The 24,397-nt window shown below is 56.6% G+C and carries 20 protein-coding genes and 10 pseudogenes; 14 read left to right on the plus strand and 16 right to left on the minus strand.

Annotated features, from left to right (window positions below; genetic code table 11):
• Positions 1-105 precede the first annotated feature (105 nt).
• Positions 106-1,050, minus strand: a pseudogene (gene purR / locus SGP1_RS12785) (HTH-type transcriptional repressor PurR).
• 220 nt (positions 1,051-1,270) lie between these two features.
• Between purR and SGP1_RS29760 the strand changes: the two are divergent.
• Positions 1,271-1,360, plus strand: coding sequence for a YnhF family membrane protein (locus SGP1_RS29760; protein ID WP_148203490.1), 90 nt, complete (start codon positions 1,271-1,273; stop codon positions 1,358-1,360).
• A 71-nt stretch (positions 1,361-1,431) separates the two neighbouring features.
• Here the strand turns inward: SGP1_RS29760 and SGP1_RS12790 are convergent, their stop codons facing one another.
• Complete coding sequence (locus tag SGP1_RS12790; protein ID WP_041866971.1) at positions 1,432-1,749, minus strand: hypothetical protein; 318 nt, start codon at positions 1,747-1,749, stop codon at positions 1,432-1,434.
• Between the two features lie 405 nt (positions 1,750-2,154).
• Between SGP1_RS12790 and SGP1_RS12795 the strand changes: the two genes are divergently transcribed.
• On the plus strand, positions 2,155-2,502 hold the full coding sequence (locus SGP1_RS12795) for a Grx4 family monothiol glutaredoxin (protein ID WP_011411260.1): 348 nt from the start codon (positions 2,155-2,157) through the stop codon (positions 2,500-2,502).
• A 157-nt stretch (positions 2,503-2,659) separates the two neighbouring features.
• On the opposite strand, the gene rnt is transcribed toward SGP1_RS12795, so the two are convergent.
• A complete protein-coding gene (gene rnt, locus SGP1_RS12800) occupies positions 2,660-3,364 on the minus strand; it encodes a ribonuclease T (RefSeq protein WP_011411261.1) in 705 nt (234 codons plus the stop codon).
• A 129-nt stretch (positions 3,365-3,493) separates the two neighbouring features.
• A pseudogene (gene gloA / locus SGP1_RS27505) lies at positions 3,494-3,900 on the minus strand (lactoylglutathione lyase).
• Positions 3,901-4,079: 179 nt separating this feature from the next.
• Between gloA and SGP1_RS12805 the strand changes: the two are divergent.
• Together SGP1_RS12805 and slyA are read left to right on the plus strand one after the other, a co-directional pair.
• Complete coding sequence (locus SGP1_RS12805; RefSeq protein ID WP_011411262.1) at positions 4,080-4,325, plus strand: DUF1289 domain-containing protein; 246 nt, start codon at positions 4,080-4,082, stop codon at positions 4,323-4,325.
• 897 nt (positions 4,326-5,222) lie between these two features.
• The gene (slyA, locus tag SGP1_RS12810) at positions 5,223-5,657 is read left to right on the plus strand and encodes a transcriptional regulator SlyA (RefSeq protein WP_011411263.1); all 435 of its coding nucleotides are present in this window, start codon (positions 5,223-5,225) and stop codon (positions 5,655-5,657) included.
• Between the two features lie 93 nt (positions 5,658-5,750).
• On the opposite strand, the gene slyB is transcribed toward slyA, so the two are convergent.
• Entirely contained in the window at positions 5,751-6,218 is a 468-nt protein-coding gene (slyB, locus tag SGP1_RS12815) for an outer membrane lipoprotein SlyB (protein WP_011411264.1), read from the minus strand.
• Between the two features lie 320 nt (positions 6,219-6,538).
• Here slyB and anmK point away from each other — a divergent pair, with 320 nt between their 5' ends.
• The 5 genes and pseudogenes from anmK to pdxY all read left to right on the plus strand — a co-directional run.
• Complete coding sequence (gene anmK, locus SGP1_RS12820) at positions 6,539-7,663, plus strand: anhydro-N-acetylmuramic acid kinase (protein WP_011411265.1); 1,125 nt, start codon at positions 6,539-6,541, stop codon at positions 7,661-7,663.
• Positions 7,664-7,738: 75 nt separating this feature from the next.
• Positions 7,739-8,065, plus strand: coding sequence for an MliC family protein (locus SGP1_RS12825; RefSeq protein WP_011411266.1), 327 nt, complete (start codon positions 7,739-7,741; stop codon positions 8,063-8,065).
• Between the two features lie 61 nt (positions 8,066-8,126).
• Positions 8,127-8,777 (plus strand): pyridoxamine 5'-phosphate oxidase, encoded by a 651-nt coding sequence (gene pdxH, locus SGP1_RS12830; RefSeq protein ID WP_011411267.1) that lies wholly within the window; start codon positions 8,127-8,129, stop codon positions 8,775-8,777.
• Positions 8,778-8,872: 95 nt separating this feature from the next.
• A complete protein-coding gene (gene tyrS, locus SGP1_RS12835) occupies positions 8,873-10,147 on the plus strand; it encodes a tyrosine--tRNA ligase (protein ID WP_011411268.1) in 1,275 nt (424 codons plus the stop codon).
• 81 nt (positions 10,148-10,228) lie between these two features.
• Positions 10,229-10,561, plus strand: a pseudogene (pdxY, locus tag SGP1_RS12840) (pyridoxal kinase); the annotation flags it as partial.
• A gap of 121 nt (positions 10,562-10,682) precedes the next feature.
• Here the strand turns inward: pdxY and nth are convergent.
• From nth to SGP1_RS12895, 11 genes and pseudogenes are all read right to left on the minus strand, one after another.
• Positions 10,683-11,321 carry an endonuclease III gene (gene nth / locus SGP1_RS12845; protein WP_011411269.1) on the minus strand — a complete coding sequence of 213 codons (639 nt, stop codon included), beginning with the start codon at positions 11,319-11,321 and terminating at the stop codon, positions 10,683-10,685.
• Entirely contained in the window at positions 11,314-12,012 is a 699-nt protein-coding gene (locus SGP1_RS12850) for an electron transport complex subunit E (RefSeq protein WP_011411270.1), read from the minus strand. The genes nth and SGP1_RS12850 overlap by 8 nt, the downstream gene beginning before the upstream one ends.
• On the minus strand, positions 12,005-12,640 hold the full coding sequence (gene rsxG, locus SGP1_RS12855) for an electron transport complex subunit RsxG (protein ID WP_011411271.1): 636 nt from the start codon (positions 12,638-12,640) through the stop codon (positions 12,005-12,007). The genes SGP1_RS12850 and rsxG overlap by 8 nt, the downstream gene beginning before the upstream one ends.
• Before the next feature lie 10 nt (positions 12,641-12,650).
• The gene (rsxD, locus tag SGP1_RS12860) at positions 12,651-13,691 is read right to left on the minus strand and encodes an electron transport complex subunit RsxD (protein ID WP_011411272.1); all 1,041 of its coding nucleotides are present in this window, start codon (positions 13,689-13,691) and stop codon (positions 12,651-12,653) included.
• A 10-nt stretch (positions 13,692-13,701) separates the two neighbouring features.
• Positions 13,702-15,693, minus strand: a complete 1,992-nt coding sequence (gene rsxC / locus SGP1_RS12865) for an electron transport complex subunit RsxC (protein ID WP_011411273.1) — start codon at positions 15,691-15,693, stop codon at positions 13,702-13,704.
• On the minus strand, positions 15,686-16,258 hold the full coding sequence (rsxB, locus tag SGP1_RS12870; RefSeq protein WP_011411274.1) for an electron transport complex subunit RsxB: 573 nt from the start codon (positions 16,256-16,258) through the stop codon (positions 15,686-15,688). Before rsxB ends, rsxC begins: the two co-directional genes overlap by 8 nt.
• A complete protein-coding gene (gene rsxA / locus SGP1_RS12875) occupies positions 16,258-16,839 on the minus strand; it encodes an electron transport complex subunit RsxA (RefSeq protein WP_011411275.1) in 582 nt (193 codons plus the stop codon). The genes rsxB and rsxA overlap by 1 nt, the downstream gene beginning before the upstream one ends.
• A gap of 191 nt (positions 16,840-17,030) precedes the next feature.
• Positions 17,031-17,234, minus strand: a pseudogene (locus tag SGP1_RS27510) (DUF2569 family protein); the annotation flags it as partial.
• Positions 17,235-17,274: 40 nt separating this feature from the next.
• Positions 17,275-17,490 carry a transcription modulator YdgT gene (gene ydgT, locus SGP1_RS12885; protein WP_011411276.1) on the minus strand — a complete coding sequence of 72 codons (216 nt, stop codon included), beginning with the start codon at positions 17,488-17,490 and terminating at the stop codon, positions 17,275-17,277.
• Between the two features lie 299 nt (positions 17,491-17,789).
• Positions 17,790-18,980 (minus strand): annotated as a pseudogene (locus SGP1_RS12890) (L-arabinose isomerase family protein); the annotation flags it as partial.
• A gap of 67 nt (positions 18,981-19,047) precedes the next feature.
• A pseudogene (locus SGP1_RS12895) lies at positions 19,048-20,582 on the minus strand (ribulokinase); the annotation flags it as partial.
• Positions 20,583-20,696: 114 nt separating this feature from the next.
• Here SGP1_RS12895 and SGP1_RS12900 point away from each other — a divergent pair.
• From SGP1_RS12900 to SGP1_RS36450, 5 genes and pseudogenes are all read left to right on the plus strand, one after another.
• Positions 20,697-20,873 (plus strand): annotated as a pseudogene (locus SGP1_RS12900) (arabinose ABC transporter substrate-binding protein); the annotation flags it as partial.
• 83 nt (positions 20,874-20,956) lie between these two features.
• A pseudogene (locus tag SGP1_RS12905) lies at positions 20,957-22,232 on the plus strand (ATP-binding cassette domain-containing protein).
• A 64-nt stretch (positions 22,233-22,296) separates the two neighbouring features.
• Positions 22,297-23,202: pseudogene (araH, locus tag SGP1_RS12910) on the plus strand (L-arabinose ABC transporter permease AraH).
• A gap of 52 nt (positions 23,203-23,254) precedes the next feature.
• Positions 23,255-23,953: pseudogene (gene araC / locus SGP1_RS12915) on the plus strand (arabinose operon transcriptional regulator AraC); the annotation flags it as partial.
• A 41-nt stretch (positions 23,954-23,994) separates the two neighbouring features.
• A complete protein-coding gene (locus tag SGP1_RS36450) occupies positions 23,995-24,357 on the plus strand; it encodes a Gfo/Idh/MocA family oxidoreductase (protein ID WP_041866973.1) in 363 nt (120 codons plus the stop codon).
• The last annotated feature ends 40 nt before the right edge of the window (positions 24,358-24,397 follow it).

Consider the following 24,397-nt stretch of genomic DNA (forward strand, 5'->3'; position numbering starts at 1 on the left):
GGTAAGGAGGGTGTCCCTCGCGGCAAGCACCGTGTAAAACGTCGGGCGCAAGCCAGGCGGCTCCCGTCGTGCACGAGAGCCTGCCGTCAATAATGAGGGCGGAAATTAGCGGGAGCGGTAAGGGCCGTCGGCCACCGAGCTTCTCTCTATCAGCGCCGGGTGGACTTCAATCGTCTGCGCGGACTCGCGCTTGCTGATGATTCTATACAGCAGCATGGTGAGCGTGGATTCACCTAATACCGCTTTGGGTTGATCGACGGTGGTGAGCGCCGGGGTGAAATAACATGAGTGGCTGACGTTATCGTAGCCTATTAACGAAATGTCTTGATGTACCCGCAACCCTTGCTCGTGAATTGCACACAGGGAGCCCATGGCCATTTCGTCGTCGCCGCAGAATATCGCGCTGGGACGGTGACGTTGAGCCAGAATATGCTACATGGCGCGATAACCGGAAGCCGGCTCGAAATCACCCTGGACAATCCATGACGCGTTAGGGATGATCCCGGCTTCGTTTAAGGGATGGAGATAGCCGCGGTGGCGTCCGCTGCCGGTGTTACGTGCCAGTTAGCCGTGAATAGCGCCGATATTCCGTTGCCCGCGATCGAGCAAATAGCGGGTAGCTATATAGCCGCTGGCAAAGGCATTATCGATGATGGTATCGGTAAAATCTCCGCACCTCACTCCAATCCATGACGACCATGGGAATGTGGCGATATTTTTCCAGCAGCGACAACAGCGCTTCGGGATATTCAGCGCACATCACCAGTAGACTGTCGACGCGCTTTTGCGCCAGCATTTGCAGATAGGCTTGCTGTTATGAGGCTCGTTATGGGAGTTGCACAGAATAAGGGTATAGCCTCTGGCAAAGCATTGGTGTTCGATGGATTCGATTATCTCGGCAAAGTAGGGGGCTTCGCTGGTGCTGGCAAGCAGGCCGATGGATTTGGTACGGTTGATCTTCAAACTGCGCGCCACCGCACTGTGGGAGTAGCTAAGCTGTTTTATGGCGTTCCAGACAGCGCGTTTGGCTACGTCTTTAATGGTTGCCATGTCTAAACTACTCCTGAATCCCCCGGCAGCAGGGTATAATGCTAAGTGAATCGTTTGCCTGCCAACAAAAGACAATTTTCCTCGATTTGCCGATAAAGTGAAAGCGTTATATGCGCTTGCACGCCGGTGGGACATGCTTTTTGGCCTCAGATATGGCAAGATGAAGGCCGGATAAACATGAGGTCAACCACCTGACGCCATAGCGTCAAAAGGAAATAGCATGAGCCGCGATTTTGCTTTGTCGTTAATGACTACCGTCTTCTCGCTGTTGGTCATTGTGATTTTCAGCTTCACCGCCGTATTAAATTAATGATGCAAGCGGGCTGTCCGGCGTTGTACCGGGCTTTGCCCCGACGTTAAAAAGGGCTCTTACGCCCTTTTTTATTGCCGCAGACGGACTGCGTTGTCGGGCGGACCGACCGCAGTTTTTTTATCGGCATGCGGCGCTGCGGCGGCGGGCGATTTGGTGGCCACGGCCTTGCGCGCCTTGACGGCGTCCATTTTCGCCTCGGGATGGCGTAGGGGTTCGCTTTCGGCGCTGCGGCTTTTTTTCAGCAGCTTGACGGGCTTGCGCTTGCGGCGGTCACCGGTTTTGGCCGCACTGGCCTGGGATTTACGTTGATCGGCATTCACTCCCGCATTCGGCGCGGCGTGCGCGAGATTGAGAAAGAGCTGGGTAAACAGCAGCACAAAAAGCATAAACGCATAATAAACGCTATCTTCTGTGGCCCAAAGTCGGAGGGAAAATGACGACTCCGATGAATTTAAGCTATTTGTGGGCCTAATGCATCCGCATCCGTATTTTCATACAGATTGTGAATAAACGTGAATAAAAGCCCATTTGCCGGGTTTTTGCGCGGCGGGTGCCGTAAAAATCAACGCTTTTACAACCCGTTAACTACCCTAAACCGAAAGTGGCGCCCTGGCAAGGTCAAACTGGCAGCGCAGTGCAGCAGACGCCCGCAGGGCAGGCCGAGGGCGCCAGGCGCGGCAAACCTAAAAAAAGCATTTAAATGTTCACCCGGGAATCGTTAGAATAGTGAATTACGTCAGATACGATGCACGAGAAATAAAAGCCAGCCACTGGCTTAAGGAAGCGAGACAATGACTACGACTATCGAAAAAATTCAGCAACAGATCGCCGAGAATCCGATTCTCCTGTACATGAAAGGCTCGCCAAAATTACCGGGCTGCGGTTTTTCCGCCCAGGCGGTACAGGCGCTGTCCGCCTGCGGCGAACGTTTCGCCTATGTTGATGTGTTGACCAATCCGGATATCCGCGCGGAACTGCCGAAATTCTCCAACTGGCCGACCTTTCCCCAGTTGTGGGTGGATGGCGAGCTCATCGGCGGCTGCGACATCATTATCGAGATGTATCAGCGCGGCGAACTGCAACCGCTTATTAAAGAAACCGCGGTAAAATACAATTCGCAAACCGATAGCGCGCAGTAATAAGAGACCACGGCAGACCGAAAAATTGCATAGACTGCGTTCCGCTTGCGCGATTGGGGCGTAGCGAACGCGGTACAGATTTCTTAACCGCTGCAAAAAGGCCACCCGACGCCTCGGATGGCCTTTTTTTTGCGCGCAATGCCGCCGGGCTGAAGCTTTATAAATCGAGAGTCGGGTTGGCGCGATCTTGTGCGGCGACCGCCTCTTCTTCGGCATCGCCCGGTGCGGGCATTGCGACCGGCCAGCCGCCAAGACGTTTCCAACGGTTGACCAATTCACAAAACAGCGTCGCGGTACGTTCGGTGTCATACAGCGCAGAATGCGCTTCGCCGCTGTTAAAAGCGATGCCGGCCGCGGCGCAGGCTTTGGCCAACACGGTCTGGCCGAGCACCAGGCCGCTCAGCGCCGCCGTATCAAAGGTCGCGAAGGGATGGAAAGGGTTGCGTTTTAAACCGGCGCGTGAGACTGCGGCCATTAAGAAGCCATGATCGAAAGCGGCGTTGTGGGCGACGATAATGGCGCGGTTGCAGCCTTGATCTTTAATCCCCTTACGCACCATTTTAAAAATTTCATGCAGGGCCTCATACTCGCCAACCGCGCCGCGGAGCGGATTGTGCGGATCGATACCGTTAAAGGCCAGCGCTTCCGGCTGCAGCAGCGCGCCGGGAAAGGGATCAACATGGAAATGTAGAGTGGAGTCAGCCTGCAACCAGCCATCGTCATCCATCTTCAAGGTTACGGCGGCGATTTCCAGCAGGGCATCGGTCACGGCGTTAAAGCCTGCGGTTTCCACATCAATGACAACGGGATAAAAGCCGCGAAAGCGGGCGCGGAGGGTAGTCAAATCGTCTTGTTCAGCCATGCCTGTTCTTATGTTCAGCGAATTCAGCCGCTATTATGGCAAATTTTGGTACGTCTTGCATGGTGAGTTATGCAGACGGGGCGGGAAGAACGGGCCGTGAACCCTGGGGTTCCGGCCGTGCTGACAAGATTAATTGCCGACGCCTTGACCAGCTTGTTTGTTCTCAATCAGTTCAATTTTGTAGCGTCTGGATCCTCAATGAAGGCAATAATGGTGCTACCGCCTTTGACCGGCCCGGCTTCGCGGGTGACTTTGCCCCCGGCCTAGCGAATGCGTTCGCAGGCGGCGGCCGCATTGTCTCCCCCAAAGCGATATGGCCATACGCGTTGCCTAAGTCGTAACTGTCCACCCCCAGTTATAGGTCAGCTCGATGACCGCCCCTTCGCTTTCGTCGCTATAGCCGACGAACGCCAGCGTGTTGTTTTGTATTCCGGATTTTCGCTGGTGCGCAGGAGTCGCATTTCAAGCGTCTTGGTGTAAAAATCAATAGAGTGTTGCAGATTGCCTACCCGAAGCATGGTATGTAATAAACGCATAATGTCCTCGTGAGCTATCACGGTCGGTGCGGCCGTGTTAAGTGAAGATACCTCAGTATAGACTGCACTGTAAAACCGGTTCAATGCCGCCGCTTAGCACAGAATGCCGGCCCGCTGGGTAAAAAATAACTTGCCAGCATGGAAAATGCCGTCTTCAATTTAGAGGCAGAGGAGGTACTGTGGCGGAACAACTTGAATTTTTCAGCCTGCCCAATCCCTGCCGCGGGGTATGCCAATCGGATGCCCGGGACTATTGCCGCGGTTGCCTGCGCAGCTGGGATGAACGTTTTCAATGGGGAGGGATGAACGACAGTCAAAAACGTGAAGTGCTGCGGCTTTGTCACCAGCGCTACCTGCGGCTGCACCGTGCCGCTGCCAGGCGTGACGCTTTGCCGGACGAGCCTGAACAGCCCTCGCTGTTTTAACCGCCGCTGTGCCGGGCGGCAAGCACGGCGCGTCTTTGAGCTTATGGTTAAGTTTCCCGTTGCCATCGGGTTTAGCATAACCCGCGGCGAACCCTCTTTTGCGAGGCCGTCAACGGGTACGTTGTCGGCCGGCGGCGCAGGCTCCGATCGGGCGTCTGGTGTTGTAAAACGATCGTCCGCTATGTCCGGACGAAGAAAGGGGATTAACCTCTGATTATCCCCGTCCGAAATAAAACCTAACGCGAAGGGATAATAAATAGCTTTCAGCCCGGCACGCTATGGATAATCCTTCGTCATCGGGCGACAATAGCCAGCGGGAGGAGTATTTTTCTGAAAAGAGAAAACATTTTAACGGCGAGGAAATAACGTCAGAATTTGGTGATAATTAGCTAAAAATTAGCCACGAAGCTGTGGTTTTTCTCTATAATAATTTCTAACGCATTAAATACTTATTTATATATTTAAATTACAATATGATACTAAATACATGGGATATTGATATTTGTTATATCTTCATTTAACTTAAATTAACAATAAACTACGTATGTGGCAATAATAGTGTTACAGTTATGAATAAACTGTCCGGTTCGTCAGCGTGAAAGCCGGCTGCGTTGGCTTCTGCGGGGATACCCCTTGATGTCTGCCAGCGTGTTTAAACCACAAGGGAATCAGTGGGGGCAGAACGCCGCGTTTCCCGGCGCGATCGGGAGTGTTCGTCGCAAACGGCGCGTGTGCGTGGCGTCCAAATTTTATTAAGGAAGAATATGTCGCTTACATCGATCTCTACATAATGCTTAGGTTATGGGTATATATATTTGTAATTTGCTCATCCACCCATTAGGATGGAGGGGAATCCAGGGAGCAAGCTTAATCAGCTTACATTATAAGGAGAGAGAATTGGAATCGCCATTAGGATCAGATTTGGCGCGACTTGTTCGAGTATGGCGCGCTTTAATTGACCACCGTTTAAAGCCTTTAGAACTCACACAGACGCATTGGATCACTTTACATAATATTTGCCAGTTGCCGCCGGAACAGTCTCAGATTCAACTGGCGAAGGCTATCGGCATCGAACAGCCCTCGTTGGTGCGAACGCTGGATCAGCTCGAAGAAAAAGGGCTTATCACCCGGCATACCTGTGCCAATGACCGCCGGGCGAAGCGGATCAAACTGACCGAATCTGCTGAACCTATTATCAAAGAAGTGAACAATGTTATCGACAGCACCCGAAATGAAATTCTTAATGGCATTAGCCAGGAGGAGATTCAGTTGCTGAGCAATATGATTGCCAAACTGGAAAAGAATATTCTGGAGCTTTATAACAAGTCTTAATGCGTTACGTCCACGGCACTGACGTGAGCAAAAACCGGCCCTGGGGCCGGTTTTTGTTGCGCGCAAACAGTGAGATTGCGCGCAAGCAGGGGGTTAGCGCGGGGATACGGTGATAGTGCGGCCATTGCTGGCAAGCGCAACGCGCTGTCCGACGCTGAAACGGGTATTGCCCTGTTTCTGTACAACCATGATGGTGTTACCGTCATCTTTACGCACTTCAAGCTCCACGCCCTGAGTCCGGTTCACCGCACCCTCGACGCTTGAGCCCGCCACGCCGCCGGCCACGGCGCCCGCCGCGGTTGCCAGGCTGCGGCCGCTGCCGCCCCCGACCGTATTCCCCAGAAATCCGCCCAGCACTGCGCCGCCGATGGCGCCAATGACGTTGGAGTCTTCACCGCCCTGAATTTGTACCGGGCGAACCCCTACCAGGGTGCCGTACGTCACGCTTTGAACCTGTTTGGCCTCCGAGGCGGAATAAACATCACCGGACAGAGTGCTATTGTTGGCGCAACCCGCCACTGTCATACCGGCCAGGGCCACCACGATCAAACGTTTCATCATAAAAAACTCCAGTTAATATGCTGCTCTGCGCGGCAATCCCGGACAGAAGCGGATAAACGGTAAAAACTTCATGCGCCGGTGTAGGGAATCGAAGTGACCTGTAACGCGCAGAGACTACAGACAATTATATCGAAAAAAAGATAAACTGCGAATAAACGAACCAATATGATTAGATTACTAAATATTAATAAGTTTAAGTCAGATTATTACTTAGTTCGTAACAATCTGGAATGTTGTATGAATTTTCATGGCCTCCTGCCTTAAAGCTAGGTAAGTTACCCTTATTAAGTCACATTCCCGCACAAGGGAGAGGGAGTGAAATGAGAACCGGCCGCTATATAGGCATCATGTCCGGCACCAGCCTGGACGGCATCGATGTGGTACTGGCAGCAATCGATGAGCACACCGTGGCGCAGCAGGCCCGCTACTGCCATCCTATTCCGATGCCTATCAAACAACAGATTCTGGCGATGTGCCAGGGACAGGCGGTGACCCTTTCGAGGTTCGGACAGTTGGATACCCGACTTGGCATTTTGTTCGCCGAGGCGGTGCTATGTTTACTGCAGCAGACAGGCGTGGCGCCGCACGAAGTGACCGCTATAGCTTGTCATGGGCAAACCGTCTGGCACGAGCCGGAAGGGGTCGCCCCTTGTACCCTGCAAATAGGCGATAATAACTGCATCGCCGCCATGACGGGGATAACGACCGTGGGCGATTTTCGCCGGCGCGACATGGCGCTGGGCGGGCAGGGGGCGCCTCTGATGCCGGCGTTTCATCACGCGCTGCTGGCGCATCCCCAGGAACGGCGGATGGTATTGAATATCGGCGGCATCGCGAATCTGTCTCTGCTACTGCCGGGCCAGCCGATCCGCGGCTACGACACCGGACCCGGCAATATGCTGCTGGATGCCTGGACCTGGCGACACCGCAAGGCGCCTTATGATAAGGACGGCCGCTGGGCTCGCAGCGGCCAGGTGCATCAAAGTCTGCTGCAACATCTATTGGCAGATGACTATTTTCTGCGGGCGGCGCCGAAAAGTACCGGCAGGGAGTATTTCAATCTCGGCTGGCTGGAGCGAAAGCTCTCGCGGCTGGGCCCCGTTCCCGCCCAGGATGTGCAGGCGACCCTGGTGGAGTTGACCGCACGAACGATTGCGCAGCAGGTGCTGTTGTGCGGCGGCTGTGAACATTTGCTGGTTTGCGGCGGCGGCGTGCGCAATCCGCTGGTCATGAACCGATTGTCGGCACTGCTGCCGGGAATTGAGGTCAGTCCCACCGACAAATTCGGCGTGAGCGGCGATGATATGGAGGCGCTTGCGTTCGCCTGGCTGGCGTTTCGGACCTTATCCGGCCTGCCGGGTAATCTGCCTTCGGTCACCGGCGCCAGGGAAGAGACGCTGTTGGGGGCGATTTATCCGGTCATGCCCGCGACAGAGAAGACGTAATCTCGGTCAAAGAGAAGCGCGGGCGATTGCGCGCCTCGCTTAAGGCGGTGTTTAATCATCAAACAGGACATAAACATGATGCGCAACCCTATTATAATACTCTCCCTGGCGCTGGCCGCCTCCGCCTGTAGCTATCACGGCGGCCGCAGTGCGCAAACGGAGACCTTACACTATCAATGTGGTACGCTGCCGTTGACCGTGACGCTGGATAATGCCCGCGAGCGGGTGAACTTTATTCTCGATGGTCAGCAGTTGAGTTTACCGCAGGTCGTCAGCGCCTCCGGCGCCCGCTATAGTGATGGTCAATACAGCTTCTGGTCGAAGGGCGAGCGAGCGTTTATCGAGCGGCAGGACAAAATTATCGTTGATGATTGCGCCATCCAGAGCGTCGCGGGTAAATGATTGAGATTTTCAGTGTCACGGCGCACAATAACGGCTTTCATTGCCGCCTTTTTAGCACATTATGACTGAACAATTAATCGATATTGCCGCCCTGCGCAGGGAATATACCCGGGGCGGACTACGCCGCGCCGATTTAACGGCGGAGCCCATGGACTTGTTCGAGCAATGGCTAAAGCAAGCCTGCGCCGCGCAGCTACCCGACGCCACCGCGATGAGCGTTGGCACCGTGGATGAGAACGGCCAGCCCTATCAACGGCTGGTACTGCTTAAACATTTTGACCGTCAGGGGATGGTGTTTTACACCAATCTTGGCAGCCGCAAGGCGGCGCATCTGGCGCATAATCCCCGCATCAGCTTGCATTTTCCCTGGCACGTGCTGGAGCGCCAGGTCCTGGTGCTGGGACGCGCGGAGCGGTTGTCGGTTATCGAGGTGATGAAGTATTTCCATAGCCGTCCACGTGACAGTCAAATAGGCGCCTGGGTTTCACGCCAGTCCAGCCGTATTTCCTCCCGCGGGGTGCTGGAAAGTAAATTCCTGGAGCTGAAACAGAAATTTGCCCAAGGTGACGTGCCGCTGCCGAGTTTCTGGGGCGGTTATCGGGTAAGCATCGAGGCGATGGAATTTTGGCAGGGCGGCGAACACAGGATGCACGACAGGTTTCTCTACCGGCGCGAAAACGGCGGCTGGCACATTGACCGGCTGGCGCCCTAGCCGCGCTACCAACGTCGGCCTGACTGCTTTTTTTTAAGGATTGGCGCGCGTTCCGTTGCGTCCTTTTTTTCTTTTTCTTGATAATGGAGTTTTTGATGGCAAGCAGTAACCTAATACAACAATTGCAGGAGCGGGGCCTGATTGCCCAGGTCACGGATGAGAAGGCGCTGGCTGAACGGTTGGCGGCTGGGCCAATCGCGCTATATTGCGGTTTCGATCCCACCGCCGACAGCTTGCATTTGGGGCATTTGGTGCCTTTGCTGTGCCTCAAACGTTTTCAATTGGCCGGTCATCGGCCGGTGGCACTGGTGGGGGGCGCGACCGGTCTTATCGGCGATCCCAGCTTCAAAGCCACCGAGCGTAAACTTAATACGGCGGAAACCGTTCAGGAATGGGTGGAGAAAATCAAACGTCAGGTATCGCCGTTCCTGGATTTTGACTGTGGCGATAACAGCGCCGTCGCCGCCAACAACTATGACTGGTTTGGTTCGATGAACGTGCTGACGTTCCTGCTCGATATCGGTAAACACTTCTCCGTCAATCAAATGATCAATAAAGAGGCGGTGAAACAGCGGCTGAACCGTGATGATAGCGGTATTTCGTTTACCGAGTTTTCCTATAATCTGTTGCAGGGTTACGATTTCGCCTGCCTGAACAAGCAATACGGCGTGGCGCTGCAAATAGGAGGCTCTGATCAGTGGGGCAATATTACCTCTGGCATCGATTTGACGCGCCGGTTACATCAAAATACCGTGTACGGTCTGACGGTGCCGCTAATTACCAAAGCGGACGGCACCAAATTTGGCAAGACTGAAGGTGGCGCGGTGTGGCTGGATCCCAGTAAGACCAGTCCCTACAAGTTCTATCAGTTCTGGATCAATACCGCCGATAGCGATGTGTATCTCTTCTTGAAATTTTTTACTTTCCTCGATCTTGCGGCAATCGATGCGCTGGAACAAGAGGATCGCGCCAGCGATAAAGCGCCGCGCGCCCAGTATGTTCTGGCGGAAGAGGTGACCCGCATGGTGCACGGCGAGCAGGGGCTAGCGGCGGCGAAGCGTATTACCGCCAGTCTGTTTTCGGGCGCGCTGGCGGATTTGACCGAGGATGATTTCGCTCAGCTGGCGCAGGACGGCATGCCTACGGTCCACCTTGAGCGCGTCGCGGATTTGCAACAGGCGCTGGTGGCGGCGGAGCTGGTGCCGTCGCGCGGACAGGCCCGGACCTTGATAAGCTCCAATGCCGTGTCGGTCAACGGTGAAAAACAGGCGTCGATAGACTACGTCTTCGACGATGCCGATAGGCTCTATAGCCGGTATACCCTGCTGCGCCGGGGCAAAAAACACTACTGTCTGCTCAATTGGCAATAGCGGGATTTCTGGTAAGGTGGCCTTGGGCCCCTTTCTTAATGTGTGACGGCCACGGGCCGAAGGTGTGGAAGGCGGTTTTTGATGAAGAATGTTCTCTCTATTCAGTCTCACGTGGTTTTCGGCCATGCGGGCAACAGCTCGTGTGTGGCCGCTCAATACCGTGCAGTTTTCTAACCACACCCAGTATGGGCAGTGGACCGGCTGCGTGATGCTTGCGACACACCTGACCGAGATATAGTCAAAGGGATAGCGGCAATCGATGGTTTAAAACGCTGTGACGCGGTGCTGAGTGGATATATCGGCGCACCAGAGCAGGGAGAGGGAGAGCATATTTTGGCGATCGTGCAACAGGTCAAGCAGGCGAACCCTGCCGCCCTGTATTTGCTGGATCCCGTGATGGGCGATCCGGGGAAATTGACGGGCAAATACGGTCAGGCATAGGGTGCAAGAAAACAGGCTTTCTGCAGGACTGGGGTGGCGCCTAAAGACGGGATGATGTGGGTTCCGGGAGGGCCCCCGCCGCAACGCATGGAGTTTATTGCGGATAATGTTTCTGGTCGTACTCACACAAATCTTCAATCAGGCAGGAGCCACAGCGTGGTTTGCGGGCGATACAGGTATAGCGGCCGTGCAGGATGAACCAATGGTGACAATCCACTTTGAACTCACCCGGTACCACGGCCAACAGCTTTTGTTCCACCGCTTCCACATCTTTACCCACCGCAAAGCGGGTACGGTTCGCAACGCGGAAAATATGCGTGTCAACCGCAATCGTCGGCCAGCCGAAAGCAGTGTTCAACACTACATTGGCGGTTTTGCGCCCGACGCCGGGCAGCGCTTCCAGCGCCGTGCGGTCTTGGGGAACCTCACCCTGGTGGCGTTCCAACAACAGCCGGCAGGTTTTGATTATGTTCTCCGCCTTGCTGTTAAAGAGCCCTATAGATTTGATATAGCCTTTGACGCCCTCAACGCCCAGCGCCAGCATGGCCTGAGGCGTGTCGGCCGCAGGGAATAACAGTTTGGTGGCCTTATTGACGCTGACATCGGTCGCCTGGGCCGAGAGCAGTACTGCAATCAACAGCTCGAAAGGCGAGCGGTACATCAGCTCGGTGGTGGGATGGGGATTATTCGCCCGCAGGCGACACAGAATGTCATAACGCTTGCTTTTATTCATCGGCTAATGGCTGTCCTTGTTGCAGCACTACCGGTCGGGCCGCCTTTGGCTGCCGGGCCTTCATGCGTTGATCGATAAGGTATTTCCCCACCAGCATAAACCCCAGGCCGATAAACGCGCCAGGCGGCAACATGGCCAGCAAAAAGGGAGTATCGGTATGGAATACCTCGATGCGCAGCACCCGCGCCCATGCGCCCAGTAGTTGGTCCGCGCCGTCGAACAGGGTGCCGTTACCCAGCACTTCGCGCAGGGCGCCGAGCAGAAGCAGCGTGCACGTCGAGCCGAGTCCGATGGACAACCCATCCAGCGCCGCCAGCGCTGGCGGTCGCTGCGAGGCATAGGCTTCCGCCCGGCCGATAACGATGCAGTTAGTCACGATAAGCGGGATGAAAATACCGAGGGATTGGTAAAGACCAAACGCATAGGCGTTGATAAGCATCTGTACCGCCGACACCACCGAGGCGATAATCATGACATAAATGGGAATGCGGATTTCGCCGGTGATCCAGCGGCGCAGGGCCGACACCGCGGTATTGGTGCAAACCAGCACCAGCGTCGTGGCAAGCCCCAACCCGAGTGCATTGGTGGCGGTATTGGATACCGCCAGCAGTGGACAAAGACCCAGTAATTGCACCAGTGACGAGTTATTGCGCCACAGGCCTTCCAGGAGGATGCGTTTCGCTTCATTCATGGGATGAATCTCCACAATGCGGCATTTTTTCCAGCGCGTTAAGGTTCTTTTTCAAATAGCCGGCGGTGCGCTTGACGGCATTCATCACGGCCCGCGGCGTGATCGTGGCGCCGGTGAATTGATCGAACATACCACCTTCTTTCTTGACAGCCCAGCTCATGTCGTTATCTGAGCGCAGAGATTTGCCGCTGAAATGCGTAATCCAATCCGATAGCCGCAGTTCGATTTTATCCCCCAGCCCGGGTGTCTCGTGATGGCTAGTCACCCGGGCGCCCAAAACGTTGCCCGAGAAGTCCGCACCGACCAGTAAATCAATGGCGCCGGCATAGCCGTCCGGTGCTGTGGTTTCGATTGCCGCCGCGACCGGCGTCCCGTCTTTGCGCGCCAGATAAAGACGGTGTGGCGCGTCGCTGCCGAGCGCCGGATCGGTCACCAGATAGCACTCGTCCAGCAACTGATTATTGTACAAATCCGGCGGCACTACCTGATCCAGCAATTGCATTTGCTGCCTGGCCGCCTGCCGTTCAATGGTGCTGGTGGTCAGGCCGTTGACCAGGGCCGTCAACCCGGTAGCCAGAGCGGCGAATACAGCAAGGGTTATGCCATGCTTCCTCATTGTCATTAACATCCTACCTTCCTTATCGATGGCCATATGCGCGTGGCTGAGTGTAGTGGTCAATCAGCGGCACGCAGATATTGGCCAGCAGTACGGCGAAGGCCACGCCATCAGGGTAACCTCCCCAGGTACGGATTAGCCATACCAACAAACCCGTTAACGCGCCAAAAATCACCCGTCCTCGCACGGTGGCAGCAGCAGTCACCGGATCGGTGGCAATGAAAAACGCACCCAGCATCGTAGCGCCGGAAAACAGGTGGAGTAAAGGCGGCGCGCTCACCACAGGCGCCAGCCAGTGCCCGAGCCCGGCGCCAATGAGCATGGCGGCCAGGAGGCTGAGCGGAATATGCCAGCTGATGACCCGCCGCCAGATCAGATATAGCCCACCCAGTAAAAAGCCAATGTTGGCCCATGTCCATCCCGCGCTCGCCTGCCAGTCCCAGCGATGGTGGAAAGCAGTCATCGCGCCGGTGCGCAGCCCGGTTTTGAAGCCATCGAGCGGCGTGGCCTGCGTTATGCCATCGACGGTAGCGCGGAGTTGGGTGAGCGTCAGCCCGTCCGGCGTGACGCCTGTGAAAATCAGCGCCATGCTGTCGGTCAGTGAAACGGGATGCAGCAGCAGGCTTTGCTGGGGAGACCAACTGGTCATCTGCACCGGAAAGGAAATCAGCAGGACCACATATCCCACCATCGCCGGATTGAAAGGATTATGTCCCAGACCGCCGTAAAGCTGTTTGGCGATGACTATCGCAAACGCCGTCGCCAGCACCATCATCCACCACGGGCCCAGGGGCGGCAGGCTTAGCGCCAGCAGGAGAGCGGTAAGGAGAGCAGAGCCGTCGCCCAGTCGGGAAGCCAGCGGTTGACGACGTAGCGTCAACACCACACCTTCGGCCACCAGCGCCGTCACGCAGGCTATCACCAGCTGGATAATAATGCCGCTGCCAAAAAAAGTCGTTAATGCCATTAGCCCCGGCAGACAAGCTAGCATGACCTGAATCATGATTTGCCGGGTGGTTTGCCGGTTATGGGTGAAGGGAGAACTTGCAATTCTAAACGCCATTTAGTCCTCTTCAGACGAAATTGTGGTCGCGGCGGGAAGGCTCTGTTCCGCCTTCTGCCGGGCGGTGATCGCGGCGCTGGCCCCCTGCGGCGTTGCCCTCAGGCCGAGGCGTGGTCGTTACTAAGGTGATGACGTTGTCACCTGAAGCGGCATTCTCATCGCAGTCTGGCGCGGCATCAACCCGGTCTATGAGAACCGTACTTTCCTGCGCGGCCTTGCGCGGACCGATATCGTTCATATCGCGGTTCCCGGACGCGACAGGCGAAACAGTCCTCGATGCCTCGGTGCCCAGATTGTCTGGCGCCGGGGTAAGCGTGCCATCAGACGCTATGGGACTGGTAGCCGCATTAGTGACATTGTCACTTTCTTCCCGCACGCCAACGCTTGGCGACGCCGGGGTTGCCTGCGATGGGTGCCCGGCTGCTTCCTGAACGGCCTGACGCCGGGCTTTCACTCGCGCGATGGCGGCGGCAACGGCAGCCTGGGGGGAAGAGGCCATCGAAGCAGTGTTGTCGGGGAGTGAAGTAGCCGCCGCTGCGGCGTCATCGAGTTTTACCGCTGCCTGCTGATGGTGGGCAAGCCGTTGCTGTTTTTCCCGCTCGCGCCGCGCCAGTTTGGCTTCATAACGCGCCTTCGCCATCGCCGCACGCCGCGCGTCGTCATCCAGCGCGCGAATTTCCGCTTTCTGCTGGCGATAATAGTGCACCAGCGGGATATTGCTAGGGCAGACATAGGCACAGGCGCCACATTCGATACAGTCGAACAAGTGATGCTGGCGGGCTTTATCGTGCTCTTGTCCGCGGCTAAACCAATAAAGTTGCTGCGGCAGCAGGCTGGCCGGACAGGCATCCGCACAACGGCTGCACCGAATACAGCTTTGCTCCGGCTCCGCCGGCGCAAGTTCCTGCACGGACGGCGCTAACAGGCAGTTGCTGATTTTGACTACCGGCACGTCCAGCGCAGGCAGCGTGAAGCCCATTAGCGGACCGCCCATAATGACTGTTGGCTCCGCGGCGGGCATGAAACCGGCATGGGCGAGCAGGTGGCTTACGGGGGTGCCGAGGCGCGCCCAGACATTGCCCGGCCGCGCCAGCGCCTCGCCCGTAAGCGTTACTACACGCTCGGTCAGCGCTTCTCCGTCAACAACGGCGCGCTTGATGGCATAGACGGTGCCCACATTCAACATTACCACGCCAATGGCGGCGGAATGTTGACCCACGGGGACCTCTTTGCCGGTTAATATTTTGGTGAGTTGTTTCGCGCCGCCGGAGGGGTATTTGGTGGGAATGACGCGCAGCTCTCCTGTTGGATGCTCGCACAGCGCGTCCTTTAAGACGGCGATAGCCGCGGGTTTATTATCTTCAATGCCCAGCAGCAGGCGCCGGGGTCGCAGCATATGATGCAATATCGCCATACCTGTGACAATGTCACGTGCATGTTCCCGCATCAACCGATCGTCGGCGGTGATATAGGGCTCACACTCGGCGCCGTTGATGATGAGCGTCTCCACCCCATGCTCGCCGCCGCCGAGTTTGGCTGCGGTGGGAAAACCCGCGCCGCCCAGACCGGCGATCCCGCTTTCATGAATACGGCTCAGCAGCTGCGCCGACGAAGAGTGCTGAAAATCCACCAGCGGCTTAAGCGCAACCCATTGGTCCTTGCCGTCGGGCAGCAAAATGACGCAAAGCTCCGCCAGGCCCGACGGATGCGCGGTGCGGTGCGGCGTGATTGCCGCTATCGTGCCGGAGGTGGGGGCATGCACCGGCAAAGTCCGGCCGCTACCGGCGGTCAAGGGCTGACCGCGCAGCACGTTATCGCCGGGTGCCACCCGCAACTCCCCTTCGGGGCCCAAATGCTGCTTCAAGGGAATTATCAGCTTGTCAGGCAGAGGCACGGACCGCAGAGGGACATTGCTGGACTGGCTTTTCATCTCGGGGGGATGGATACCGCCCGGAAAATCCCATAGTCGCTGTTTTCGCAGGGCAGACAATAAATTAAACATGTTGCTCCTGCTGGATGACCGTAATAGGTATGGTACGCAGATCCCACTTCCAGCTGGTGGGGGTGATGGCAAGCGGGCGCATTTCAATACAGTTGGTAGGACAGGGCGCTACACAGAGATCGCAGCCGGTACAGAGATCGCTCACCACCGTATGTACGGCGCGCGTGGCGCCGACGATGGCATCCACCGGACAAGCTTGAATGCATTTGGTGCAGCCGATGCAATTGCCTTCGTCTATCCAGGCCACGCGCGATTCAGGGCGGCTGGAGGCCTCGCCATCCATCGGCTGGGGATCGACGCTGAGCTGCGCGGCGATTTTCAACATTACCGCCTCGCCGCCAGGCACACATTTATTGATCGGGGCGCCGCCGGCGACCGCTTCGGCATAAGGACGGCAACCGGGGTAGCCGCATTGGGCGCATTGGCTTTGCGGCAGCAGGGCATCGATGCGCTCGGCCACCGGATCTGTTTTTACCTGAAAACGACGGGCGGCAAAGCCCAACACTGCCCCGGCCACTAAGGCCAGAGCGCTAAGGGTGGCGACGGCCAGCCAGAACGTCAACATCAGACCTTCACCAGTCCGGTAAAGCCCATAAAGGCCAGCGACATTAACCCGGCGGTAATGAGAGCGATAGAGGAGCCCTTAAAGGGCGCGGGAACATCCGCCACCGCCAGCCGTTCGCGAATCGCGGCGAACAACACCATCACCAGCGAGAAACCAACGGCGGCACTGAAGCCGTATAACGCGGACTGAAGAAAATTGTGATTTTCATTCACATTAAGCAGCGCTACGCCCAGAACAGCGCAGTTAGTAGTAATCAGCGGCAGAAAAATGCCGAGCAGACGATAGAGGGCCGGGCTGGTTTTACGCACCACCAGTTCGGTAAACTGCACCACCACCGCGATAATAAAAATAAACGCCAGCGTTCTCAGATAGGGAATATTGAGCGGCAGCAGAATAAAATCATTAATAAGCCAGGCGCAAATCGACGCCAGCGTCATGACAAATGTCGTGGCCATGCCCATCCCCAGAGCGGTCTCCACTTTCTTGGAGACACCCATAAACGGGCAAAGCCCGAGGAATTTGACCAGCACAAAGTTATTCACCAGCACGGTGCCGATGAACAGCATCAGGTAACCATTCATTGCCATACCTAAACAAGAAACAACGGGCATTATCCGGGATCTGCGAGTGTTCGACAACCCATTCGCGCATGCGTGCGCGAATTCCGTCCTACCCAAGGGGGCTGACGGCTGCGCTGACGATGCGCACGGGCGGGATGACCCGCCTTTTTGGCGCTTCGCTCCGTGGCATCGACGAGGATGGCGGCGCCGAATCAGGGAAGAATAAAGGTCTGACGCACGCGCTGCGAGCGCTTGATATAAGGCACCAGCAGCGCCAGATTGTCGCTGACCGGGGCGAAGGCGAAGGTTTTGATGCCGAGCAGTACGCCTACCAGCAGCCATAGAATAAGCAGGCGGGGAAACCGCCGGGAGCGGCGAAACAGCAAACGCAACAGCCAGGCGATGACTACCCATAGCCAGCAATAGGGCGCAGCTTGAGCGAGGAGGAGGGCGCTGTCACACTACGTACCGCCAGACTGCTTTCGGTACCTGTCCGAGATCAAACAAGCGACCGCCGGCGGCTAATTCAGCGCGACGATGATCTGCAGCCCGATACATGTTGATAATTTCAGCATCATCGGTCAGAGAATAATTTAAATGATCAAATAGCTTTTCCAGACTTTCAGATGTGTTGACCTTACGAAACTTCAGCAAATAATCGTGGGCAGTCATGTCGCGCTTTCAGGGAAGGGAATATGAGTATTGTAGTATATTCTGTGCGGCCGGGCTGTCCAGAAATTCCCGCCAAAAAACCAAAAAAACCAAAAAAACCAGAAAAATACCCTTGTTGGCATCGATTCGGCCGGAAGAAAGGCACGCAAAGGCAGAAAATACGGCCCTTCTGTGCCCGTAGAAAATAAAATCGCCGCAATCGCAATGGATAACAGCGCGCTACGGCCTATTAAAGGAGAGTGTTATTCGATGTGTTAACTTGCCGCCAGTTTATAATAAAGTTCATTCCAGCATAGCGCCTATTTAAATTCGGGCAAGCGTGTTTCATTATCAATCACCATTAATTCAATATTATTCATTTCCGCATACAGAGGCAGCGGTTCAAGAGTAAGCGCCTGGCTGAAGACTGTATGATAAGCGCCGCCTGCGGTGATCCAGGCCTGCGCCGCGACCGCCAGCGACGGCTGGGCGCGCCAGACGGCGCGTGCCACCGGGAGCTTGGGCAGGGTTTGCGGTTGTTCGACGGTATCCACTACGTTGACCAGCAGGCGAAAACGGCTGCCCAGATCAATAACCGAGGCCACCGCCGCCGGCCCTGCGGGCGTCGAAAATAGCAGGCGCGCCGGGTCGGCTTTACCGCCGATGCCGAGATACTGTGCATCCAGCAGGGATTTCTCTTCGCGGGCGATGCTCGGACAGACTTCCAACATATGTGAGCCCACTACCAGATCGTTACCCGGCTCGAAATGGTAGGTGTAATCCTCCATAAACGAGGTACCGCCCGGCAGTCCCGACGCCATGACTTTGCAAATGCGCAGCAGGGCCGCGGTCTTCCAGTCGTCCTCGCCGCCAAAGCCATAGCCCCGTTCCATGAGACGCTGTACCGCCAGTCCCGGCAACTGCTTTAGCCCGTGCAGATTCTCAAAATTGGTGGTAAAAGCGTGACAGCCGGCCTGTTCCAGAAACCGCTGCAATCCAAGCTCAATACGCGCCGCATCCAGCAGATTCTGCCGTCGCTCGCCGCCGGTTTGCACCTTTGGCGTGATGATATAGCGCGATTCATATTCGTCGATTAGCGCAGCCACGTCGCCATCGCTGACCGCCACTTCCCGCATATTGTCGCCGAAACGGGCAACCACCAACTGCTGGCTTTCCTGACGGTCGAGTGCCGCGCGCATCCAGTCGCCGATGCCCGCATAGGTACGGGGATCACGCTAGTGACCGACCACTACCTGATGCGCCAGCTTCATACGCGCGCCGATAAAACCGAATTCTCGACCACCGTGGGCGGTTTGGTTCAGGTTCATGAAGTCCATGTCCATGGTCTGCCAGGGAACCTTATCGTTGAACTGGGTATGAAATTGCAGCAACGGTTTGTGCAGAATGTTCAGCCCGCCAATCCACATTTTGGCCGGTGAAAAGGTATGCAGCCAGGTCAGAAGGCCCAGGCAGCGGGGCTGGTAATTGGCGTCACGACAAAGGGCGAGAACGGGGCAGCACGCCGGGCCGGCGTGCTGCCGTTCAGCCGGCATCGCCCGCCGGCGCGGCGAAAAGCGGCTCGGCCTGGGTCGCCCACTGGGCGCTGGCGATATCGGGGAAGGTGCCCGCCGCCACCGCACCAAAAATGGCGGTGCCGAGGGCGCAGCACTGATCCGAGGCCACCAGCTGCAGCGGCCGGTTCATCACATCGGCGCAGACCTGCATGATGATGGGCGACTTGCGGGCGATGCCGCCCATGACCAGCAGGTTTTCCACCGGAATAGCCTGCTGCTCGAAACATTCCATGATGGCGCGGGTGCCAAAGGCCGTCGCGGCAATGAGGCCGTCGAATAGCGCGGGCGCGTCGGTGGCAAGCGTCAGACCGGTCACCACCCCCTGCAAACGTTGGTTTGCAGGGGGTGCGTCGGCCATTGAACCAGTCCAGTATCACGGGCAGATGATCCAGCTGCGGGTCCTGTGCCCAGCTTTCCACCAGTCTGGACAAAAGGGCCTCCCGCACCGGTTCAAGCGTCGCGGTCAGTGCGGGGGGTGGCATCGATGGCTTGCTGCAGCGGCCAGTCCAGCAGGCGGGCGAACCAGGCGTAAATATCGCCAAACGCCGATTGCCCTGCCTCAAGCCCTATGAGGCATGGTACAACGCTACCGTCGATCTGGCCGCAGATGCCGGCGATGGAGCGCTGGCCGATGCGGTCAGGGTCGGCGATGAGAATGTCGTAGGTGGAGGTGCCAATCATCTTCACCTACGTGTAAGGCTGTGCGCCCGCGCCGACCGAGCCGATATGGCAATCGAAGGCGCTGCCGGCAATGGCCACCTGTTGTGACAGGCCGAGTCTGGCCGCCCAATCCGCGCACAATCGTCCCACCGGTTGTTCCGCCGTCTGGGTTTCGCTAAACAAAGTCCAGGTCAGATGCTGGGTCAAAAGCGGGTCGAGGGCATTAAAAAACGTGGCGGGCGGCAGTCCACCCCAGTCAGGATGCCACAGGGATTTATGACTGGCGGCGCAGCGGCCCCGTCGCAGCGCCGCCGGGTGGGTAATCACACAGTTCGACCCAGGAGGCGGTTTGTTGGCGCACGGCCTCATCCTGGCGGGTGATGTGCAGGATTTTGCCCAGAACCATTCCGAGGAGTAGACGCCGCCGATATAGAGGGTGTGTAGTCCTCCAGGCCTGGCTAGTGGCACAGGCGCGTGATAGCCTCGGCTTCATAGATGGCGGTATGGTCTTTCCACAGCACGAACATGGCATTGGGGTTATCGGCAAAATCGGGGCGCAACGCCAGAACGCGGCCTTCGGCATCCACCGGCGCTGGCGTCGAGCCGGTCGTGTCAACACCGATACCGGCGATCTGCTGGCGCTGCGCGGGGGTAAGTTGCCCGATGACTGCTGTCAGGGCTTGTTCCATCGATTCCAGATAATCCGCCGGATGATGACGGAACTGATTGGTGGCGGGACGGCTGAACGGACCGGCCCGCCAGCGCGGATACCATACTCACTTCGGTTGCCAGCTCCTGGCCGGTGGCGCAGGAAACTGCCAGGGCGCGAACCGAGTCACTGCCAAAATCCAGTCCCAGACTGATGGCCGCCTTCTTTATCTTATTCTCCCTTGCCCGTTGCGCTGACGATGGGGATAAACATAAGGACTATCGACGCGCGCAAGTGAGGAGGGGTTAGCTGCATGTATGCATAAACCTGCCGATTATGACGATTCCGGCTTCTATGGTTCACTGCTGCCGAGTCCGGATGTGCATGGCTATAAGAGCATTCAAATGTTGGATCAATGGGTCACCAAAGGCGTGGAGCCGCCGAAATTCACCGAAGTGACCGATGTGGTGCTTATCACCCGCGACAATTTTAAACAGGAGCTGGACAAGAAAGGGCTGTAACAGCCCTGTCTCATGATGACGTCATTTCCTCGCCACGGCTCCGGCCGCCGGGGTTAAAGGCGCGGCAATCCGAGGATGTATTCATGACTACGGCACCCCCCCCCTACCTGTCGTTTCGCGGTATTGGCAAAGTTTTTCCCGGCGTTAAGGCGCTGGACGGCATCAGTTTTGATTGTTACGCCGGCCAGATTCATGCCTTGATGATGCACTCAAAGCCGGCGTTGCCATCATTTATCAGGAACTGCATTTTAGTCCCCGAGATGACGGTGGCGGAAAATATTTACCTGGGCTAATTGCCTCACAAGGGCGGGCTGGTAAATTGGCCAGTGGCAGATGGTGGAAATTGCCAAGGCGTTGGCACGGAATGCGAAAATCATCTCCTTTGATGAACCGACCAGTTCGCTATCGGCAAGGGAAATAGAACAGCTGTTTCGCGTCATTCGCGAACTGCGTGCCGAAGGATGGGTTATTTTGTATGTCTCCCATCGCATGGAAGAAATATTCGCTCTGAGCGACGCTATTACCGTATTCAAGGATGGCCGCTACGTGCAAACGTTTACCGACACCGCCTCGGTGTCCCACGACCAATTGGTGCAGGCGATGGTCGGGCGCGACCTGGGGGACATTTACGGCTATCAACCCTGTCCCCATGGCGAGGTGCGTCTGGTGTTGAATGCCGTTCGGGCGCAGGGCGTGAAATCTCCCGTGTCGCTGAGCGTCCGCGCCGGTGAAATAGTGGGCCTGTTCGGTTTGGTCGGCGCCGGGCGCAGCGAATTGATGAAGGGGGTATTTGGCGGTACGCATCTGCTGGATGGACACCCGCTCACCTTTGACAGTCCCGGCGACGCCATTCGCCACGGTTTGATGCTTTGCCCGGAAGATCGCAAAGCCGACGGCATTATCCCGGTACATTCGGTACAGGAAAATATCAATATCAGCGCCCGACGTAAATTTCTGCGCGCCGGGTGCCTTATCAATGCGCCGTGGGAAGCGGAAAACGCCCAACACCATATCGCGGCGCTCAATATCAAAACGCCGGTGGCGACGTAGCTGATTATGAATCTTTCCGGCGGCAATCAGCAAAAGGCCATCCTTGGCCGTTGGCTGTCTGAAGATATGAAAGTCATTATGCTCGACGAACCGACCCGTGTCATTGATGTCAGCGCCAAACGTGAAATTTACGCGGTCATTTATGCCTTGGCCCGGCGCGGGATTGCCGTGCTATTTGCCTCGAGCGATCTGCCGGAGGTGCTTGGGCTTGCCGACCGTATACGCCATGACGAGGCCACCGAGCAAAAAGCGCTGAGTCTGGCCATTCTTACCACCCCTGATACCCGCGCCGCCGATGCGCTGCTCTGACCGAGAAGGAGTCACTCATCTCTACCGTTACTATACCCCTGCAAAAGCCCATAAACCCCGTGGGATCAGCCGCGTTTGGGACAATTATGGCATGCTGGTGGTGTTCGCGGCGCTGTTTGTCACCTGCGCGATCTTCGTGCCCAATTTTGCCAGCTTTATTAATATGAAAGGGTTGGGCCTGGCGATTTCAATGTCGGGCATTGTGGCCTGCGGCATGCTGTTTTGTCTGGCCTCCGGAGATTTCGATCTCTCGGTTGCGTCGGTGATTGCCTGTTCGGGAGTGACCGCCGCTGTGGTGATTAACATGACCGAGAGCCTTTGGATCGGGGTGGCCGCCGGTTTGCTGCTGGGAGTAATTTCCGGGCTGGTGAACGGCGTGGTGATCGCCTGGCTGAAAATCAACGCGCTTATCACCACTCTTGCGACGATGCAGATCGTCCGGGGTCTGGCTTACATCATTTCCGACGGGAAGGAGGTCGGCATTGAGGACGAGCGGTTTTTTGTGCTGGATTATGCCAACTGGCTGGGGCTGCCGGCACCCATCTGGATTACCGTGCTGTGTATGATCCTGTTCGGTTTTTTGCTCAACAAAACCACATTTGGGTGAAATACACTGTCTATCGGGGACAATGAAGAGGCCGCCCGGCGGGCGTGCCGGTAGTGCGCACCAAGATCATTATTTTCGTGCTGTCAGGGCTGGTGTCGGCGGTGGCGGGCATTATTCTGGCCTCAAGGATGACCAGCCGGCCAGCCGATGACCTCGCTTGGCTATGAGCTTATCGTCATCTCCACATGCGTGCTGAGGGGCGTCTCGCTCAAGGGCGGTATCGGGAAAATCTCTTATGTTGTGGCCGGGGTGTTGATCCTTGGTACGGTGGAAAACGCCATGAACCTGCTTAACATCTCGCCATTTTCTCAATATGTGGTGTGCGGAGTCATTCTGTTGGCGGCGGTCATCTTCGACTGCTAGAAACAAAAAGCCAAACGCTGTAGCGGGCCGGTTTCGCGCGTCGGGAGGAAAGATGTATCATCGAATTAATCATGAAACGCAGTCGAACCCGCTATTACCGGGCTATGCGTTGAACGCTTATCTGGTCGCCGGTCTGACGCCTATTATCGCCAATGGCCCGCTGGACTTTTATATTGACCGCCCTGAGGGGATGAAGGATTATATACTCAATTTGACCATCAAGGTGCAGGGCCGGATTTTTGAAGGAGATCAGTCCTTTATTTGCACTCCCGGCGATTTGCTGTTATTCCCGCCGAAATCCGCCCACTACTATGGCCGCTCCCCCCGATGCGGATTGCTGGTATCACCGCTGTGTTTATTTCCGGCCCCGGGCTTACTGGCTGGAATGGCACAGTAAGGTGCGAGATATCGGCCGGCTACGGTTGGGCAGCGAAGCGCTGGTCACGGAATTTGATCGTCTGCTCGCCAATATCGAACAGACACAGAGCTCGGGCCGGCGCTTTGCCGAAGAGCTGGGCATGGATTTGCTTGAGCGGCTGCTGTTGCGCGCCATGGAAGAAGATCCGCAAAGCCCGAATAAAATTATGGATCCGCGCATCATCGAAGCGTGTCAGTTCATAATGGCGCATTTGTCGGGTGAATTGCGCATCGACGAAGTCGCCCGTCACGTCTGTCTGTCACCGTCACCCTGGCCCATTTGTTTCGGCAGCAGGTGGGCATCAACATCCTGCTCTGGCGGGAAGCGCGCAAGCGGGTATTGTCGGTGTTCCATACGATCGATTCCGGCTTGAAGTGAAGGATCGCTGGCGCGAGCGCCCCGGCGCCGGTAGCGGCATCTGGTATGATCTGGGTGCGCATCTGATTGATCAGTCGCTGACGCTGTTCGGTATGCCGGTGGCGGTCAACGTCGATCTGGCGCAGCTACGTCCCGGCGCGCAGACCACTGATTATTTTCACGCGGTGCTGATTTACCCCCAGCGCCGGGTAATACTGCACGGAACCATGCTGGCCCCGGCTGGGTCGTCGATAAGCAAGACGGCGTGCTTACGCTTGCGGGAAATTATCTCGCCTATTACCAGGGCATTCACGCGGCCGAATCCCGTGTCTGCCGAGGACGCCATCCGGGTGATGGAAATCATTGAACAAGGCATCTAAAGCGCCGAACAACGTAAACGTTACCGGTGAAAAACGATCG

Source organism: Sodalis glossinidius str. 'morsitans' (assembly GCF_000010085.1).
Classification (GTDB): domain Bacteria; phylum Pseudomonadota; class Gammaproteobacteria; order Enterobacterales; family Enterobacteriaceae; genus Sodalis; species Sodalis glossinidius.